This window comes from Shewanella sp. 433, assembly GCF_059338565.1.
Genome location: NZ_CM181703.1, coordinates 1,485,790 through 1,504,251 on the forward strand (window position 1 = coordinate 1,485,790; position 18,462 = coordinate 1,504,251).

14 protein-coding genes and 2 tRNA genes are annotated in these 18,462 nt (G+C 46.5%); 15 read left to right on the top strand and 1 reads right to left on the bottom strand.

Annotated elements, in window-relative coordinates; translation table 11 throughout:
- The first annotated feature begins 41 nt into the window (after positions 1-41).
- From dapB to greA, 4 genes are all read left to right on the top strand, one after another.
- Positions 42-857, top strand: a complete 816-nt coding sequence (gene dapB / locus AC5YB1_RS06685; protein ID WP_494521195.1) for a 4-hydroxy-tetrahydrodipicolinate reductase — start codon at positions 42-44, stop codon at positions 855-857.
- Positions 858-1,018: 161 nt separating this feature from the next.
- On the top strand, positions 1,019-2,191 hold the full coding sequence (carA, locus tag AC5YB1_RS06690) for a glutamine-hydrolyzing carbamoyl-phosphate synthase small subunit (protein ID WP_494521196.1): 1,173 nt from the start codon (positions 1,019-1,021) through the stop codon (positions 2,189-2,191).
- A gap of 20 nt (positions 2,192-2,211) precedes the next feature.
- Positions 2,212-5,433 carry a carbamoyl-phosphate synthase large subunit gene (carB, locus tag AC5YB1_RS06695; protein ID WP_494521197.1) on the top strand — a complete coding sequence of 1,074 codons (3,222 nt, stop codon included), beginning with the start codon at positions 2,212-2,214 and terminating at the stop codon, positions 5,431-5,433.
- Between the two features lie 319 nt (positions 5,434-5,752).
- Positions 5,753-6,229: a transcription elongation factor GreA gene (gene greA / locus AC5YB1_RS06700; RefSeq protein WP_475514539.1), complete on the top strand. Its 477-nt coding sequence runs from the start codon at positions 5,753-5,755 to the stop codon at positions 6,227-6,229.
- A 62-nt stretch (positions 6,230-6,291) separates the two neighbouring features.
- Here the strand turns inward: greA and yhbY are convergent, their stop codons facing one another.
- Complete coding sequence (gene yhbY / locus AC5YB1_RS06705) at positions 6,292-6,591, bottom strand: ribosome assembly RNA-binding protein YhbY (protein ID WP_110458246.1); 300 nt, start codon at positions 6,589-6,591, stop codon at positions 6,292-6,294.
- Positions 6,592-6,682: 91 nt separating this feature from the next.
- On the opposite strand from yhbY, the gene rlmE reads away from it, so the two are divergent.
- From rlmE to infB, 11 genes are all read left to right on the top strand, one after another.
- On the top strand, positions 6,683-7,312 hold the full coding sequence (rlmE, locus tag AC5YB1_RS06710; protein ID WP_110458245.1) for a 23S rRNA (uridine(2552)-2'-O)-methyltransferase RlmE: 630 nt from the start codon (positions 6,683-6,685) through the stop codon (positions 7,310-7,312).
- 54 nt (positions 7,313-7,366) lie between these two features.
- A complete protein-coding gene (ftsH, locus tag AC5YB1_RS06715; RefSeq protein ID WP_494521198.1) occupies positions 7,367-9,364 on the top strand; it encodes an ATP-dependent zinc metalloprotease FtsH in 1,998 nt (665 codons plus the stop codon).
- Between the two features lie 288 nt (positions 9,365-9,652).
- Positions 9,653-10,438, top strand: coding sequence for a dihydropteroate synthase (folP, locus tag AC5YB1_RS06720; protein WP_475517025.1), 786 nt, complete (start codon positions 9,653-9,655; stop codon positions 10,436-10,438).
- Between the two features lie 133 nt (positions 10,439-10,571).
- Positions 10,572-11,903: a phosphoglucosamine mutase gene (gene glmM / locus AC5YB1_RS06725; protein WP_494521199.1), complete on the top strand. Its 1,332-nt coding sequence runs from the start codon at positions 10,572-10,574 to the stop codon at positions 11,901-11,903.
- A gap of 181 nt (positions 11,904-12,084) precedes the next feature.
- A complete protein-coding gene (gene tpiA, locus AC5YB1_RS06730) occupies positions 12,085-12,867 on the top strand; it encodes a triose-phosphate isomerase (protein ID WP_110458241.1) in 783 nt (260 codons plus the stop codon).
- 1 nt (position 12,868) lies between these two features.
- Positions 12,869-13,213, top strand: coding sequence for a preprotein translocase subunit SecG (secG, locus tag AC5YB1_RS06735; RefSeq protein ID WP_494521200.1), 345 nt, complete (start codon positions 12,869-12,871; stop codon positions 13,211-13,213).
- Between the two features lie 117 nt (positions 13,214-13,330).
- Positions 13,331-13,416, top strand: a tRNA-Leu gene (locus AC5YB1_RS06740).
- 104 nt (positions 13,417-13,520) lie between these two features.
- Positions 13,521-13,597: transfer RNA gene (locus AC5YB1_RS06745), tRNA-Met, on the top strand.
- 158 nt (positions 13,598-13,755) lie between these two features.
- Positions 13,756-14,211, top strand: a complete 456-nt coding sequence (gene rimP, locus AC5YB1_RS06750; protein WP_110458239.1) for a ribosome maturation factor RimP — start codon at positions 13,756-13,758, stop codon at positions 14,209-14,211.
- A 27-nt stretch (positions 14,212-14,238) separates the two neighbouring features.
- On the top strand, positions 14,239-15,738 hold the full coding sequence (gene nusA / locus AC5YB1_RS06755) for a transcription termination factor NusA (protein WP_494521201.1): 1,500 nt from the start codon (positions 14,239-14,241) through the stop codon (positions 15,736-15,738).
- Positions 15,739-15,764: 26 nt separating this feature from the next.
- Complete coding sequence (gene infB, locus AC5YB1_RS06760) at positions 15,765-18,422, top strand: translation initiation factor IF-2 (protein WP_494521202.1); 2,658 nt, start codon at positions 15,765-15,767, stop codon at positions 18,420-18,422.
- The last annotated feature ends 40 nt before the right edge of the window (positions 18,423-18,462 follow it).

Sequence of the window (18,462 nt, forward strand, 5' to 3'; positions counted from 1 at the left end):
AAACCGTAAAACAGCGCAATATAGATCGAAGGGAGAAGTAGATGACAGAGCAAGTAAGAGTCGCTATTACTGGTGGCAGCGGCCGAATGGGTCGAACTCTTATTGAATCGGCCAAACTGAGTAGCAATATCTTTTTAGGTGCTGCGATTGAGCGTGCTGGATCGACACTGATTGGTGTCGATGCTGGTGAGCTTGCTGGTGTCGGGGCGATGAATGTGGTGATCACCGATTCGCTCGATCAAGCTGTCGATGACTTTGATATTTTGATCGACTTCACTTCTCCTGAAGCCAGCGTGGTACATACCGATTGGTGTGCACGCAATGGCAAGGGTATCGTTATCGGTACCACAGGCTTTAACCATGCTCAAAAAGAACAGATTGCTGCATATGGCGAAACCACGCCTATCGTGATGGCGCCCAATATGTCTGTTGGGGTGAATTTGATGTGGCGTTTGTTGGAATTAGCCGCCGAGGTGATGGGCGACTATACCGATATCGAGATCATCGAAGGCCATCACAGACATAAAAAAGATGCACCATCGGGCACTGCGTTAAAAATGGGCGAGGTGATTGCTGAGGTGTTGGGCCGCGATCTTGAAAAATGTGCCGTTTATGGCCGCGAGGGCATAATGGAAGAGCGTTCGCGCGAGACCATAGGTTTCTCGACCATCCGTGCTGGCGATTTAGTCGGTGAGCACACGGCGATGTTTGCTGATATCGGTGAACGTTTAGAGATCACCCATAAGGCATCCAGCAGAATGACCTTTGCTAATGGTGCAATGCGCGCCGCATTTTGGCTTGGCGATCAAGATCCGGGTCTCTATGACATGCAGCAGGTGTTAGGCCTGAAAGATTAGTATTTGATCAAAAACGCCCACGTGGCGTTTTTTTTTGAAATAAAATACCGCTTCACTATAGACGAGTAGCTACTTCACCTATAGAATTGACGGAATTTGTCAAAATTTCGTATTTCAGCGGAAGTTGGTATTTTAAAAGCAAGATAAAACCCTATTATACAATGGCTTGGCTCTTTTCGGAGGTCGCGTTGACAAAGTCTGCCTTACTCGTACTCGAAGATGGAACCGTATTCTCAGGCACTGCAATTGGTGCTGATGGACTGGCAGTAGGAGAAGTCGTTTTTAACACTTCAATGACTGGTTACCAAGAGATTCTTACTGATCCATCCTATTCTCGTCAAATTGTTACTTTAACCTACCCACACATTGGTAACACTGGAACCAATAGTGAAGATACCGAATCTGATGCAGTGCATGCATGCGGGTTAATCATTAGAGATTTACCACTAATGGCCAGTAACTTCAGAAATCAGCAATCCCTCAGTGATTATCTTAAAGCCAATAATGTTGTCGGCATCGCTGATATTGATACGCGTAAACTGACGCGTATTTTAAGGGAAAAAGGCGCGCAGGCTGGCGCTATTTTAGTCGGTGATACGGATGAAGCTAAAGCGCTTGCTGCAGCTCAAGCCTTTCCCGGATTAAAAGGCATGGATTTAGCCAAAGAGGTCACCACCGACACGCAATATCAGTGGCGCAGTGGCAGTTGGCGCTTAGTCGGCGGTCTACCAGAGGACACACCAAAAGCAGAACTAAAATTTAAAGTCGTTGCTTATGACTATGGTGTGAAGCGCAATATTTTACGTATGTTAGTTGACCGCGGTTGTGATGTGACAGTGGTTCCCGCCCAAACGCCTGCTAGCGAAGTGTTAGCGATGAATCCTGATGGGGTGTTTTTATCAAACGGCCCAGGCGATCCAGAGCCATGCGATTACGCTATTAGTGCGATTCAAGATATTTTGAAGACTGACGTTCCTGTATTTGGTATCTGCTTAGGGCATCAATTACTGGCACTGGCCTCTGGTGCTAAAACCTTGAAGATGAAGTTTGGTCACCATGGTGCTAACCATCCAGTGAGCAACATCGAACTCGGCAACGTGATGATCACCAGTCAAAACCACGGTTTTGCCGCTGATGAAGCTAGCCTACCCGATAATATCAGAGTGACGCATAAGTCGTTATTTGATGGTTCGTTACAAGGTATCCATCTTACCGATAAGCCAGCCTTTAGCTTCCAGGGGCACCCTGAAGCGAGTCCTGGCCCTCATGATGCGGCCCCCTTGTTTGATCACTTTATTGAATTGATTGAACAATATCGTCACCACGCTAAGTAGTCCGGGAGAAGGTTTCAGCAATGCCAAAACGTACAGATATAAAAAGTATTCTAATCTTAGGTGCCGGCCCGATTGTGATTGGGCAAGCGTGTGAGTTCGATTACTCGGGCGCTCAGGCCTGTAAAGCACTTCGTGAAGAGGGTTACCGAGTTATTTTGGTTAACTCGAATCCTGCGACTATCATGACCGACCCTGAAATGGCCGATGCGACCTATATCGAGCCGATCCAGTGGGAAGTTGTACGCAATATTATTGCCAAAGAGCGTCCAGACGCCATTTTGCCTACCATGGGTGGTCAAACTGCACTTAACTGTGCATTGCGCCTCGAAAGCGAAGGTGTATTGAGTGAATTTAATGTCGAGATGATTGGCGCCACAGCTGATGCAATCGATAAGGCTGAAGATCGTAGTCGCTTCGATGAAGCGATGAAGGCGATTGGTTTGGAGTGTCCACGAGCGGGTATCGCCCGTAGCATGGAAGATGCTTATGGCGTGCTTGAGCAGGTCGGATTCCCTTGTATTATTCGCCCATCATTTACCATGGGTGGTAGCGGTGGCGGTATCGCTTACAACAAGGAAGAGTTTGAAGAGATCTGTTCTCAAGGTCTTGACCTTTCACCGACCAATGAACTGCTTATTGATGAGTCGTTAATTGGTTGGAAAGAGTATGAGATGGAAGTGGTTCGTGATCGCAACGATAACTGTATCATCGTGTGTTCAATTGAAAACTTCGATCCAATGGGTGTTCACACGGGTGACTCAATCACAGTTGCTCCAGCACAGACGTTAACCGATAAAGAGTATCAGTTGATGCGTAATGCATCATTAGCTGTGCTGCGCGAGATCGGTGTTGAAACTGGTGGCTCTAACGTTCAGTTTGGTATCAATCCACTAGATGGGCGCATGGTGATCATCGAGATGAACCCACGGGTGTCTCGCTCATCGGCATTGGCATCTAAAGCCACAGGTTTCCCGATTGCTAAAATCGCCGCTAAACTTGCGGTTGGTTTTACCCTAGATGAACTAAGCAACGACATCACTGGTGGTGCGACCCCTGCCTCATTCGAGCCTGCTATCGATTACGTTGTGACTAAGGTACCTCGCTTTAATTTCGAAAAATTTGCCGGTGCCAATGACCGTCTAACCACTCAGATGAAATCTGTGGGTGAAGTGATGGCGATTGGCCGTACTTTCCAAGAGTCGCTGCAAAAAGCGCTGCGTGGGTTGGAAGTGGGCGTCAATGGTCTCGACGCTATCATCGATATCAAAGATAACGATGCGCTGTCACGTATTCGACACGAGCTCAAAGAACCTGGTGCAGACCGTATTTGGTATATTGGCGATGCGTTTCGCGCGGAATTGAGCTTAGAAGAGATTTTTAAGCTGACCAATATCGACCCTTGGTTCCTTATCCAAATTGAAGAGCTGCTTAACCTAGAGACGCAAGTCAAAGAGGTTGGTATGTCGGGCATGGATAAGGATTTCTTATACAAGCTCAAGCGTAAAGGCTTTGCCGATTCTCGTCTTGCCGTGCTGTTAGGTGTCAGTGAAGCCGAGATGCGCAAATTGCGCTACCGCCACGAGATCTATCCGGTGTACAAGCGCGTCGATACTTGTGCGGCTGAGTTCTCAACCGATACGGCTTACATGTACTCTACCTATGAGGAAGAGTGCGAAGCTAACCCGTCAGACCGTGAAAAAATCATGGTGATAGGGGGGGGGCCAAACCGTATTGGTCAAGGTATTGAGTTTGATTACTGTTGTGTTCACGCCGCTTTAGCACTGCGTGAAGACGGTTACGAAACCATCATGGTCAACTGTAACCCAGAGACGGTATCAACCGATTATGATACCTCTGACAGACTGTATTTCGAATCGATAACCCTTGAAGATGTGCTTGAAATTGTACGTATCGAAAAGCCCAAGGGGGTGATTGTACAGTACGGTGGTCAAACGCCACTTAAACTGGCGCGAGATTTAGAAGCTGCTGGCGTTCCGATTATAGGTACTAGTCCTGATGCCATCGACAGAGCCGAAGACCGCGAGCGTTTCCAGCAAGCGATTCAGCGTCTCGAGATGAAACAGCCTGAAAATGATACCGTAACCACGGTTGAAGGCGCGGTGATTTCTGCCGAGCGTATAGGCTATCCGCTCGTGGTACGTCCATCGTATGTACTGGGTGGCCGTGCAATGGAAATTGTCTATGACGAGCAGGATTTGCGTCGCTACTTTAATGAAGCGGTTAGCGTCTCTAATGCCTCGCCTGTGCTGCTGGACCGTTTCCTCGACAACGCGATTGAAGTGGATATCGACGCGATTTGCGACGGTGAAATCGTGGTGGTTGGTGCGATTATGGAGCATATCGAGCAAGCGGGGGTTCACTCTGGTGACTCAGGCTGTTCTCTGCCACCATACACCCTAAGCCAAGCGATACAAGCTGAAATGCGCGAGCAGGTTGGCAAGCTAGCAATGGAGTTGGGAGTGGTTGGCCTGATGAATGTGCAGTTTGCGGTGCAAGATAACAACATCTACATGATTGAGGTTAACCCTCGCGCAGCACGTACCGTGCCATTCGTCTCTAAGGCGACGGGTGTGCCGTTAGCTAAGATTGCCGCGCGCGTGATGGCGGGCCAATCGCTAACATCGCAAGGTTTTACTCAAGAAGTGATCCCACCTTTCTACTCAGTCAAAGAAGTGGTATTGCCGTTCAATAAATTCCCTGGTGTTGACCCATTGCTTGGCCCTGAAATGCGCTCAACCGGTGAAGTAATGGGCGTTGGTGACACGTTTGCCGAGGCTTATGCAAAAGCACAGCTTGGCGCGACATCAGAAGTGCCTAAGTCGGGTCGTGCGCTCTTGTCTGTGCGTAACAGCGACAAGAACCGCGTTGCCGATTTAGCGGCTAAGTTGATAGAGCTTGGTTACGAAATCGATGCCACTCACGGCACAGCTGTTGTGTTAGGCGAAGCGGGCATTAACCCTCGCCTCGTGAACAAGGTGCACGAAGGTCGCCCTCATATTCTTGACCGCATCAAGAACGATGAATACACCTACATAGTGAATACCACCGAAGGTCGTCAAGCGATTGAAGACTCACGTCAACTTCGCCGCGGTGCATTGCGTTATAAGGTTAACTACACGACGACATTGAACGCGGCTTTTGCCACGTGCATGGCGCACGCTGCAGATGATCGTACTAATGTGACGTCGGTGCAAGAGTTGCACAAGCGTATTACTGGCTAAGAGTTATTGAGCGTTAAAAAGGCCGCAGTAGCGGCCTTTTTTATGGGGTTGATTTACAATAAATACTCCTATGATAGCTTGTCGTTTAGCCATGGATTACCTACTATGTTTGCTGTGTTGTTCGGGTTGTATGTTAAGCAAGGTGGAGTAAAATACACCGTTCTTATGGCCTTACGATTAACAGAGTGTGATTCAATAGCATCTCGTAGCATCACGGTATAGAATAGAGTAATTCCACGCGTTATTTTACTTAGTCAGTGGCCTCAATATGGGTCAGGCTGGCTAGGATGCTTTTGTTTTTAAGGAGACGATCGTTCCTATGAATAAGGTTCCGATGACTGTAGTTGGCGCAGAACAACTACGTAAAGAGTTAGATTTTTTAAAGTTTGATAAGCGTCCTAAGATTGCTGAAGCGATCGGTATTGCCAGAGAGCTAGGTGATTTGAAAGAAAACGCTGAATATCATGCAGCCCGCGAAGAGCAAGGTTTGTGCGAAGCGCGTGTACGTGACATCGAAGGTAAACTGTCTAATGCACAGATCATCGATGTGACTAAGATGGAAAATACGGGCCGAGTTATTTTTGGTGCGACAGTGACTATCTTAAATATTGATACCGAAGAAGAGTTCACCTATCGCATCGTGGGCGAAGATGAAGCTAATATTAAACAAAATTTGTTGTCGGTTAGCTCACCTATCGCCCGTGGTTTGATAGGTAAAAATGTCAATGATGAAATCTCAATCACCACGCCGGGTGGCACCAGTGATTTTGAAATCATCAAAGTTGAATATATCTAGTCGACCAGGTGATACAAAAAAGCCGCTAATGGATAGCGGCTTTTTTATTAAGCAAAATGAATTTACTTTGCTCTAGGGATGGCAATCTTCATTTCTGGAGATTGACGGAAAAGGACCAATACGTGACCGATAAGCTGAACCTTTTCAGCTTGAGTTTCGCGTACAATGGCGTCAACGACTGCATTTTTTAGCTCTCTGTCTCCAGAGGCTACTTTCACTTTGATTAATTCATGATGAGAGAGTGCATTATCAATTTCAGCCAGTACACCTTCAGTCAGACCATTGGAACCAAGCTGTACAACAGGCTTTAGGTTATGTGCTAAGCCTTTTAAGTGCTGTTTTTGTTTGGTTGTTAAGTTCATTTCTACCAACTTTATGCTGAGTTACTGTTGAAAAAACGCTATTCTACCCTCATATAGCCTTTGTGTAACTCATATTTGTTACGGATTTTAAATGTCAGGTAAAAAACGAACAGCAAGTTCCTCGCGCTGGATGCAGGAACATTTCGATGATCACTATGTTAAATTATCGCAAAAGCGGGGCTTACGTTCGCGTGCCGCGTTTAAACTTGAAGAGATTCAGCAGAAAGATAAATTAATCCGTCCGGGAATGACAGTGGTTGATTTAGGTGCTGCGCCAGGAGGTTGGTCGCAAATTGCGGTTAAGCTAGCTGGCGATAAGGGTAAAGTCATCGCCTGTGACATTTTACCTATGGACCCAATCGTTGGGGTCGATTTTTTACAAGGAGACTTTCGAGAAGATAAAGTGCTCGAGGCCTTACTTGAACGTGTCGGTGATGCTAAAGTTGATGTTGTGCTATCTGATATGGCGCCCAATATGAGTGGTACAGGCGGTGTCGATCAGCCGCGGGCCATGTATTTGGTCGAACTTGCATTAGATATGTGTCATCAAGTGTTGGCACCTAACGGCAGTTTCGCGGTCAAAGTCTTTCAGGGGGAGGGCTTTGACGATTATATGAAAACGGTTAAAGAAGCTTTCACAACCGTTAAAACACGTAAGCCAGACTCTTCGCGACCGCGTTCGCGTGAAGTCTATCTTGTGGCGACAGGATACAAGTTGTAGTAACCTAACGTCAGTAACCGCAAGACTTTATGAGGTCTAGTAATTTTGAGTGATATGGCAAAAAATTTAATTCTCTGGGTTGTCATCGCCGTAGTGTTGATGTCAGTGTTTCAGGGCTACTCCCCCTCTTCATCAAATTCGTTGAAGATGGATTATTCAACATTCTTGGACGATGTGCGTTCCGGACAAATTAATACTGTCGAGATCAAAAGTGATCAACGTACTATCGAAGGGACTAAAAAAACCGGCGAAAAATTTACCACCATCATGCCGATGTATGACCAAGATCTGATTAACGACCTTGATCGCAAAGGGGTGATAATGAAAGGCCAAGAGGCGGAGGAATCCGGCTTCTTGACTCAGATCTTTATTTCTTGGTTCCCAATGTTACTGCTTATCGGGGTGTGGATATTCTTCATGCGCCAGATGCAAGGCGGTGGCGGTAAGGGCGCGATGTCGTTTGGTAAGAGTAAAGCCAAATTGATGAGTGAAGATCAGATTAAAACGACTTTTGGTGACGTTGCTGGTTGTGACGAAGCTAAAGAAGACGTTAAAGAGCTGGTTGATTACCTCAGAGAGCCAACTAAATTCCAAAAACTAGGTGGCCGTATTCCAACGGGCGTGCTGCTAGTTGGGCCTCCTGGTACAGGTAAAACCCTACTGGCTAAAGCAATTGCTGGTGAGGCGAAAGTACCTTTCTTTACTATTTCAGGTTCAGATTTCGTTGAGATGTTTGTTGGTGTCGGTGCATCACGTGTGCGTGACATGTTTGAACAAGCCAAGAAATCAGCGCCTTGTATCATCTTTATCGATGAGATTGATGCTGTCGGTCGTCAGCGTGGCGCTGGCGTTGGTGGTGGGCACGATGAGCGTGAGCAAACACTAAACCAGATGCTCGTTGAGATGGATGGTTTTGAAGGTAATGAAGGTATTATCGTTATCGCGGCGACTAACCGTCCAGACGTACTCGATGCAGCGCTATTGCGTCCAGGTCGTTTTGACCGTCAGGTGGTTGTTGGTTTGCCTGATGTGCGTGGTCGTGAGCAAATTCTTAAAGTGCATATGCGTAAAGTACCATTAGCCGATGATGTTAAAGCGAGTGTGATTGCTCGTGGTACACCAGGTTTCTCTGGTGCGGATCTGGCCAACCTTGTTAACGAAGCAGCGCTCTTTGCTGCACGAGGCAACCGCCGCGTAGTTGGTATGGAAGAGTTTGAAAGCGCTAAAGACAAGATCATGATGGGCGCAGAGCGCCGCACCATGGTGATGTCGGAAGAAGAGAAAGAGATGACCGCCTATCACGAAGCGGGTCACGCTATTGTGGGCTGTTTAGTACCAGAGCATGATCCTGTGCATAAGGTGACCATTATTCCTCGTGGCCGTGCGTTAGGTGTGACTTTCTTCCTCCCCGAAGCCGATGCAATCAGCCAGAGTCGCAGAAAGTTAGAGAGCCAGATTTCAGTCGCTTATGGTGGCCGTCTTGCCGAAGAGTTGATTTATGGCAGCGAGCGAGTCTCTACTGGTGCATCACAAGACATTAAGTATGCAACCTCTATCGCCCGTAATATGGTGACTCAGTGGGGCTTCTCTGAAAAGTTGGGTCCAGTCCTATATGCGGAAGATGAGAACGAAGTGTTCTTAGGTCGTAGCATGGGTAAGTCACAGCATATGTCTGATGAGACGGCTAAGATCATCGATGATGAAGTCAAAATGCTGATCGACGCTAACTATGACAGAGCCAAAAAATTCTTGACCGATAACATAGACATTCTTCATGCCATGAAAGATGCGTTAATGAAGTATGAAACACTTGATTCAACGCAAATAGAAGATCTTATGGCACGTCGTGAAGTTCGTCAGCCAGCCGATTGGAATTTGGATGAGAATGGCAGTAACGGTGGTGACAAAGGTGGCAAAAAAGCCGCCAGCGACACGGCAACGGCTACCGATGATACAACATCTGCAGAAGATCAAGATGATTCAGTAACGCCAACTGATGTTACTGAACAAGGTGACGCTAAAAATGTTGATGAATCGCCAGTGACTAAATAAGTCAATGCCTTAATAATCAACCGTTACTAACAGAAAACCCCGCAAGGGGTTTTCTTGTTTCGAGCCACCTATGGGTTATGAGTCTGGCGTAATAGTGAGTAGGTTTGGTCAAATTAGCGGCTAAGTTATTTTTAGAGTCGTTATTTACTTACTCGCTGTACAATTTGATAAGTGTCATTTCCTGTGACCATTAACGTTACTCTGCGTAGAAATGGTCACAATATCGAGGATCCTCTTTTGCAATTAGTTAGTAGACAGAAAACATTAGATTTAAATCAACCTAGAGTCATGGGGATATTAAATACCACACCAGATTCTTTTTCTGATGGCGGCAGGTACTCGCATTTTGAACATGCTTGCCAGCATGCCGAGCAGATGATTGCTGCTGGTGCCGACATTATTGATATTGGCGGCGAGTCTACCCGCCCTGGTGCGGCAGAGGTTTCTTTACAAGAAGAGCTAGATAGAGTTATCCCACTGGTAGAATATATTCATGCCCGTCACGAGGTATGGATATCTATCGATACCAGTAAAGCGCAGGTGATGGCGCAGGGGGTTAAAGCTGGAGCAGATCTCATTAATGATGTCAGGGCACTGCAAGAACCGGGCGCGTTAACAACGGCTGCAGCGCTTGGTGTCCCTGTTTGTTTAATGCATATGCAAGGTCAGCCTCGTACTATGCAAGAATTGCCTCAATACAATGATGTTATTGCTGATGTTACTCAATTTTTTGCTGAACGTATTCAAGCCTGTATTGATGCTTCAATACCTCGCTCACACATTATTCTAGATCCAGGTTTCGGATTCGGAAAAAGCTTGGCACACAATTACGAGTTACTGAATCGTTTGGCTGAGTTTAAGCATTTTGAATTGCCACTGCTGATAGGGTTATCGCGTAAGAGTATGATCGGCCAATTATTATCAGCAAGTGTCGAGCAGAGATTAGCCGGCAGTTTAGCCGCGGGTATGTTGAGTCTTCAGCGCGGTGCACATATTCTTCGAGTGCATGATGTAAAAGAGACTGTGGACATGATTGCCGTTATGCAGGCAATGGAGCACTATAAAACACTGTAAGTGAGTTTGATAAGCGATAAAATACAGCATTTGTGGTTAAGTGTCGGCACTTTTGGGTCGCTTAGTCAGTGATGCTTATCAGTACACATTGTAAAAAATGAAGTCCTAAGAAAGGACTCAAGGGGTTAATATTGTGAGAAAGTTTTTTGGCACCGATGGCATTAGAGGCAAGGTCGGCTCAGGTAAAATGACGCCTGAATTGGCGTTAAAATTGGGCTGGGCAGCGGGTAGGGTATTATCGCGCTCTGGTACCAATAAGGTGATTATTGGTAAGGATACGCGAATTTCAGGTTACCTATTTGAATCTGCGATGGAAGCGGGCCTGTCTGCTGCCGGATTAAATGTGATGCTAATGGGGCCGATGCCGACGCCTGCGGTCGCGTATTTAACCCGTACCTTTAGAGCCGAAGCGGGCGTAGTGATCAGTGCGTCACATAATCCCTATTATGATAACGGCATTAAATTCTTTTCCAATGATGGCAGTAAATTGGACGATGCCATCGAGCTTGAGATTGAAGCTGAACTAGAAAAGCCGCTTGTCTGTGTTGAGTCTCATCTACTAGGTAAAGTGTCACGTATCGAAGATGCACCTGGCCGATATATTGAGTATTGCAAAGGTAATTTCCCCGCCGAACATACCCTCAAAGGGCTTAAAATTGTGGTCGATTGTGCCCATGGCGCCACTTATCATATTGCCCCTAATGTTTTTCGTGAGCTTGGCGCCGATGTTGTTGTGATTGGTGCATCGCCTAATGGCACCAATATCAACCATGAGGTGGGGGCCACCTCAATGGGCAAGATCCGTGAAACGGTCATTGCAGAACAAGCCGATCTAGGTATTGCACTCGATGGTGATGGCGATCGCATCATGATGGTCAATCGTCATGGTAAGGTGATCGATGGTGACGAGATCCTATATATTTTAGCTTGTGATGCACAGGACAGAGGCATACTTAAAGGTGGGGTTGTCGGTACCTTAATGTCCAACCTCGGGTTAGATCTTGCCCTTAAGGCGCGAGGCATCGCTTTTGCTCGCTCTAAAGTCGGCGACCGCTATGTGATGGAGATGCTGAAAAAGAACCAATGGCGTATTGGCGGCGAAAATTCAGGTCATATTTTGAATTTAGATCACGGTACAACTGGTGACGGTATCATTGCGGGTATTTTAGTCTTAGCCGCAATGTGCCGTAAGCAGGCGACGTTGGAAGAACTGACCGAAGGCATTAAAATGCTACCGCAAGTCCTGGTTAATGTTCGTTTTGAAGGCAGCCATGATCCACTCAAAGCTGAGAGCGTGTTAGCGGCTAAAATTGAGGTCGAGAAACTACTGGGCGATCGCGGTCGGGTATTGTTACGTAAGTCGGGAACTGAGCCGCTGATCCGTGTGATGGTTGAGGGAGATGTAGCCAGTGATGTGACTCGTCACGCAAATACCATCGCCGATGCTATCAGGGCATTGGTCTAATTAGTTTTTACGCGTAAGATCAATAGGATTTAATCTTTCATGGTTAAATCCTGTTCGTTTACTCTCCGTTAAGGATAAAAAGTAGCCGAGTGGCGCGTTTATCGTAAAAATTCGTTATTTAGGTATTGTAAGTTCACAAGTGGTTCGCTATTATTCACGCCGCTTTCAGAAGGAGACAGTGATGGCACTAAGACGCCCAATGGTCGCTGGTAACTGGAAAATGAATGGCACAGCGCAATTAGCGCAAGAGCTATTTAATAAATTCGCTACCAAGCTTCAAAACGATTCTGCGGAAGTAGTCTTATGTCCGCCAAGTATATTTCTTGAAAGTGTGCGGCAGCAGCTTGATGCTAATAAAGAAGCTTTAAATGGTTGTCTAGTCAGAATGGGCGCGCAAAACGTAAGTCAACATGACTTCGGTGCTTATACTGGTGAAGTGTCAGGGCAAATGCTAAAAGATTCAGGATGTCGATATGTGATTATCGGTCACTCCGAACGTCGCCGTATGTACGGCGAAACTAGTGATATCGTAGCAGAGAAATTTGCTGCAGCTCAGAAGCACGGTTTGACCCCAATCTTATGTGTTGGTGAGTCAGGTCCAGCTCGTGAAGCAAGACGCACTTTTGAAGTGATAGCTGAAGAGCTAGACATAGTCATTGAAAAAAATGGTACCATGGCTTTTGATAACGCAATTATCGCCTACGAACCTTTATGGGCAGTAGGAACAGGTAAGAGCGCTACGCCAGAGCAGGCACAAGAAGTACATGCGTTTATACGCAAGCGTCTCTCTGAAGTTTCTCCATTTATTGGAGAGAATATCAGGATTTTGTACGGTGGTAGCGTAACGCCGAGTAATGCAGCAGATCTATTTGCTCAACCTGATGTAGATGGTGGACTGATAGGCGGTGCAAGCTTAAACTCTACCGAGTTTTTAAGTTTATGTTCGATAGCAATGAGCGCATAATATGTACGAAGTTTTAATGGTTATATACTTGTTGGTTGCACTAGGTCTAGTTGGCCTAATTCTAATCCAGCAGGGTAAAGGTGCTGATATGGGGGCCTCTTTTGGTGCCGGTGCTTCAGCAACGTTATTCGGATCTTCAGGGTCGGGTAACTTTTTAACACGTTCTACTGCCATATTGGCAATCGCATTTTTTGCATTAAGTCTAACCATAGGTAACTTAAGTGCAAACCATGCTAAAAGCGAAGAGTCGTGGAAAGATTTAGGCACAGATGCTGCGGCAGTGACTGAGCAAGTTACCGAAGCAACGGAAAGCCAAACTCAGTCAGAAGACAAAATTCCTGACTAAGACTCAGCCTAACTGGTTAAGTCAAGACACCGTGAAATATGGGTGTCACTATTAAGTCTCTTGGTAGTCCTCACTGCCAGATAGTAGAGATAAAATAGTAAAGTGTAACAATCACATGCGGATGTGGTGGAATTGGTAGACACGCCATCTTGAGGGGGTGGTGAGCTATGCTCGTGGGGGTTCAAGTCCCCCCATCCGCACCAAATTTAGATTGGTTTTATCATCGGTCTGAGTTAAATAAAGTCGCTAACTAAGCCGCTTTATTATTGCAAATATGGGTGACTATCCATATAATTGCAGCAGTTGACGCGGGGTGGAGCAGTTTGGTAGCTCGTCGGGCTCATAACCCGAAGGTCGTCGGTTCAAATCCGGCCCCCGCAACCAGCTCCCAGTAATGAAGATACTCTTCATTACTGCTACAGGTTCTGAATGCTATGACCTCGTGATTACGGGGTTTTTTGTTATCTGGACTTTTAAAATATCGCTATTTAGCGATGTCATACTGGGGCTTTAGGCCCTTTTTTGTTTTTCGGGGGGTAACCTTGGCAACTTTAGAAAGTAAACTGGAACAGATGCTTATCGCACCAGTTGAAGCATTAGGCCACAGTCTTTGGGGTATTGAATTCGTACATGCGGGTAAACATTCAATCTTGCGTGTTTATATTGACAATGAAAAAGGCATCTTTATTGACGATTGTGCCGACGTAAGTCGTCAAGTCAGTGCCGTACTCGATGTCGAAGACCCCATTTCAACCGAATACACATTAGAAGTTTCTTCTCCAGGTGTAGATAGACCACTATTTAATGCGGCGCAATATGCGCTCTACATCGGTGAAACCGTAAAGGTTCAATTGACTATGCCTGTTGCTGGTAGTCGCAATTTAAAAGGTACCGTCGTGGGTGTAGAGGGGCAGATGCTCACTCTAGCTGTCGATGGCAACGAACTGATTATTGCCCTGGATAACATCCGCAAAGGCAACTTAATCGCTAAGTTTTGATGGATTCAAGGTGAACGAGGCAAGAGGATGAATAAAGAGATTCTGCTAGTCGCTGAGGCGGTTTCAAATGAGAAAGCCGTGCCACGCGAAAAGATTTTTGAAGCGTTAGAAATAGCGCTCGCCACAGCAACCAAGAAAAAGTATGAAGGCGATATTGAAGTTCGTGTCGCTATCGACCGTAAAACGGGTGCTTATGAAACTTTCCGTCGCTGGATGGTGGTTGACGATAATGGTGAAGCGTTAGAAAATCCGTTTCGAGAAATTACATTAGAAGCGGCGAAATACGAAGACCCAGAGATCCAAGTCGGTGAATATATCGAAGATGAGATCGAATCTGTGGTATTTGACCGTATTACGACCCAAACAGCCAAACAAGTGATCGTACAAAAAGTACGTGAAGCTGAACGTGCTCAAATCGTGGATCAATTTCGTGAGAAAGAAGGCGAGTTGATCACCGGTGTCGTGAAGAAGAGTAACCGTGAGAGTGTCGTGGTTGATTTAGGTAACAATGCTGATGCAGTGTTATTTAAAGAAGACTTGATTTCCCGCGAAAGCTTCCGTCCTGGTGACCGCGTTCGTGCATTACTTTATGCCGTACGCCCTGAAGCGCGTGGTGCTCAGCTGTTTTTAACGCGTACAAAACCGGAAATGCTCATGGAGCTGTTCCGTGTTGAAGTGCCTGAAATTGCAGATGAAATGATTGAAATCATGGGCGCTGCTCGTGATCCAGGCTCGCGTGCAAAAATCGCCGTTAAATCCAACGACCGTCGTATCGATCCAATCGGTGCATGCGTTGGTATGCGTGGCGCACGTGTACAAGCCGTTTCTAATGAGTTAGGTGGCGAGCGTGTTGATATTGTGCTTTGGGATGATAATCCAGCACAGTTTGTGATTAATGCCATGGCACCAGCTGATGTGGCTTCTATCATCGTTGATGAAGATAACCACTCAATGGATATTGCTGTTGAAGCAGATTCATTGGCACAAGCTATTGGTCGTAATGGTCAAAACGTACGTCTAGCAACCCAGTTATCGGGATGGGAGCTAAACGTAATGACAGTGGCTGATATGCAAGCTAAACACCAAGCGGAAAGCGCGAAGGTTGTTAACTTGTTTGTTAGCGCATTGGATGTCGATGAAGATTTTGCTCAGGTACTTGCTGATGAAGGTTTCACCTCATTAGAGGAGATTGCTTATGTACCAGAAAGTGAGCTACTGGACATCGACGGATTCGACGAAGATATCGTTGAATCATTGAGAGAGCGTGCAAAAGCCGCTATCTCTACACGGGCTCTGGCGTCCGAAGAAGCACTTGATGGTGCTGAGCCGAGCGAAGATTTACTTGCCTTAGAAGGTTTAGAACGTCATTTGGCGTATGTGCTGGCAAGTAAAGGCGTAATTACGCTTGAAGATTTAGCCGAACAAGGCATTGATGATTTGATCGAGATTGAAGAATTAACAGAACAAAAGGCTGGTGAGCTCATCATGGCAGCCCGCAATATCTGTTGGTTTGGCGAAGAAGCATAAGTCGATCAACAGAGGGGATTTTACAGATGGCAGAAACTACAGTAGAAAAACTGGCGGTAGAAGTTGGCAAAAGTGCTGAACGATTAGTTGAGCAATTTTCCGAGGCTGGTATTAAGAAAAGTAAAAGCGATACAGTTTCAGAACAAGAAAAGCAGCAACTGCTTGATTTCTTGAAGAAACAGCATGGTGGCGATGCAACGCCAACGAAGATGACATTACAGCGTAAATCTGTGTCAACACTCAGTGTTGCAGGCAGTGGTGGTCAATCTAAAGACGTTAAAGTTGAAGTGCGTAAAAAACGTACCTTTGTTAAGCGTGACCCAGCTGTAGAAGCTGAAGCAGAAGCTAAAGCCAAGGCAGAAGCAGAAGCCCAAGCTGCGGCAGAAGCAGAAGCTAAGGCAAAAGCCGCTGCAGAAGCTAAAGCTAAGGCTGAAGCCGACGCAGCAAAAGCTAAGGCAAAAGCCGAAGCTGAAGCCAAAGCTAAAAAAGCCGCTGAAGCTAAGCCAGCAGTGCCAGAAACAGCTGAAGAGAAAGCAGCCAAACTTGAAGAGGCGCGTTTGTTAGCAGCAAAAGAAGCAGCAGCAAAACAAAAACTCGATGAAGAAGCCAAAGCGGCTGCTGAAGAAGCACGTCGATTAGCAGAAGAAAACGAGAAGCGTTGGGCGGAAGAAGAACGTCTGCGTAAAGAGTCTGAAAAGACCGGTGACCACCATGTCACTACGTCTACCGAAGCTCGTGCTGCAGAAGATACCGCCGACATGAACGCTGAAAAACGCGGACGTCGTGCACGTAAACCTGCTGGCGGCAAAGCTGCAACCAATAAAAAACGTGGCGGTAAAGATACTCGTGGCGGACGTGACCGTAATGGCCGTAATCAGCGTAATGCGCCTGAGTCAATGGATCATGGCTTTAACAAGCCTGTCGCTGCTGTTAGCCGCGATGTCAGCATTGGTGAAACCGTAACGGTTGCTGAGCTAGCTCAGAAGATGGCCGTTAAAGCCACCGAAATCATCAAGCAGATGATGAAGATGGGTTCTATGGTTACGATTAACCAAGTGCTCGATCAAGAAACAGCGCAGATGGTTGCCGAAGAGATGGGTCACAAGGTTGTGCTAACTCGTGAAAACGAGCTAGAGCATCAAGTACTTGCAGACCGTGATGGAAACGTTAAGCTGGAGCCACGTGCGCCTGTTGTGACCATTATGGGTCACGTTGACCACGGTAAAACATCGCTACTCGACTATATTCGTCGTGCGAAAGTGGCCTCAGGTGAAGCGGGTGGTATTACCCAGCATATCGGTGCTTACCACGTTGAAACCGAAAATGGCATGATCACTTTCTTAGATACTCCTGGTCACGCGGCGTTTACCGCTATGCGTGCTCGTGGTGCTAAGGCAACCGATATTGTTATTTTGGTGGTTGCAGCAGATGATGGTGTGATGCCACAAACGATTGAAGCGATTCAACACGCTAAAGCCGGTGGTGTTCCGCTTATCGTTGCAGTGAACAAAATTGATAAGCCAGAGGCCGATCCGGATCGCGTTAAGTCTGAGTTATCTCAGCACGGCGTAATGTCTGAAGATTGGGGCGGAAACAACATGTTCTGTCACGTGTCTGCTAAGACTGGTGAAGGTATCGACGAATTACTTGAAGGTATCTTGCTGGAAGCCGAAGTATTAGAGCTTAAAGCGGTTCGTGAAGGTATGGCAGCTGGTGTTGTTGTGGAATCTAAGCTTGATAAAGGCCGTGGCCCTGTGGCTACTGTACTGGTTCAAGAAGGTACCCTAAGACAAGGTGATGTTGTTCTGTGTGGTCTTGAGTACGGTAAAGTCCGTGCGATGAAAGATGAGAACGGTAATGCTATCACTGAAGCGGGTCCATCGATTCCTGTCGAGATCTTAGGTTTGTCAGGTGTACCATCAGCTGGTGACGAAGCAACCGTTGTACGTGATGAACGAAAGGCGCGTGAAGTTGCACTGTACCGTCAAGGTAAGTTCCGCGATGTGAAACTTGCTCGTCAGCAGAAGTCTAAGCTTGAAAACATGTTTGCTAACATGACAGAAGGCGAAGTTCAGGAGCTTAACATCGTGCTTAAGGCCGATGTACAAGGTTCACTTGAAGCGATTTCTGATTCACTTAACAAGCTGTCTACCGATGAAGTTAAAGTTAACATCATTGCTAGCGGTGTAGGTGGATTGACCGAGACTGATGCATCACTTGCAGCAGCATCAAATGCGATTATGGTTGGCTTTAACGTTCGTGCCGATGCACAAGCGCGTAAGACTATCGACAGCGAAAGTGTTGACCTACGTTATTACAGCGTTATCTATCATCTTATCGATGAAGTTCGCGCTGCAATGGGCGGCATGTTAGCGCCAGAATTTAAGCAAGAGATCATTGGTCTTGCTGAAGTTCGTGATGTGTTTAAGTCGCCTAAGATTGGTGCTATTGCTGGCTGTATGGTTACCGAAGGTACCATTAAGCGTAGCGCGCCAATTCGTGTACTGCGTGATAACGTGGTTATTTACGAAGGTGAACTTGAGTCACTGCGTCGCTTTAAAGATGATGTTAGCGAAGTGCGTAATGGCATGGAGTGTGGTATCGGTGTGAAGAACTATAATGACGTCAGAGTTGGCGATCAGATAGAGGTCTTCGAAACGATCGAAATCGCTCGAACCTTATAATCGAAAAGGGGCGGCGCAAGCCGCCTTTTTTAGTTAAGAG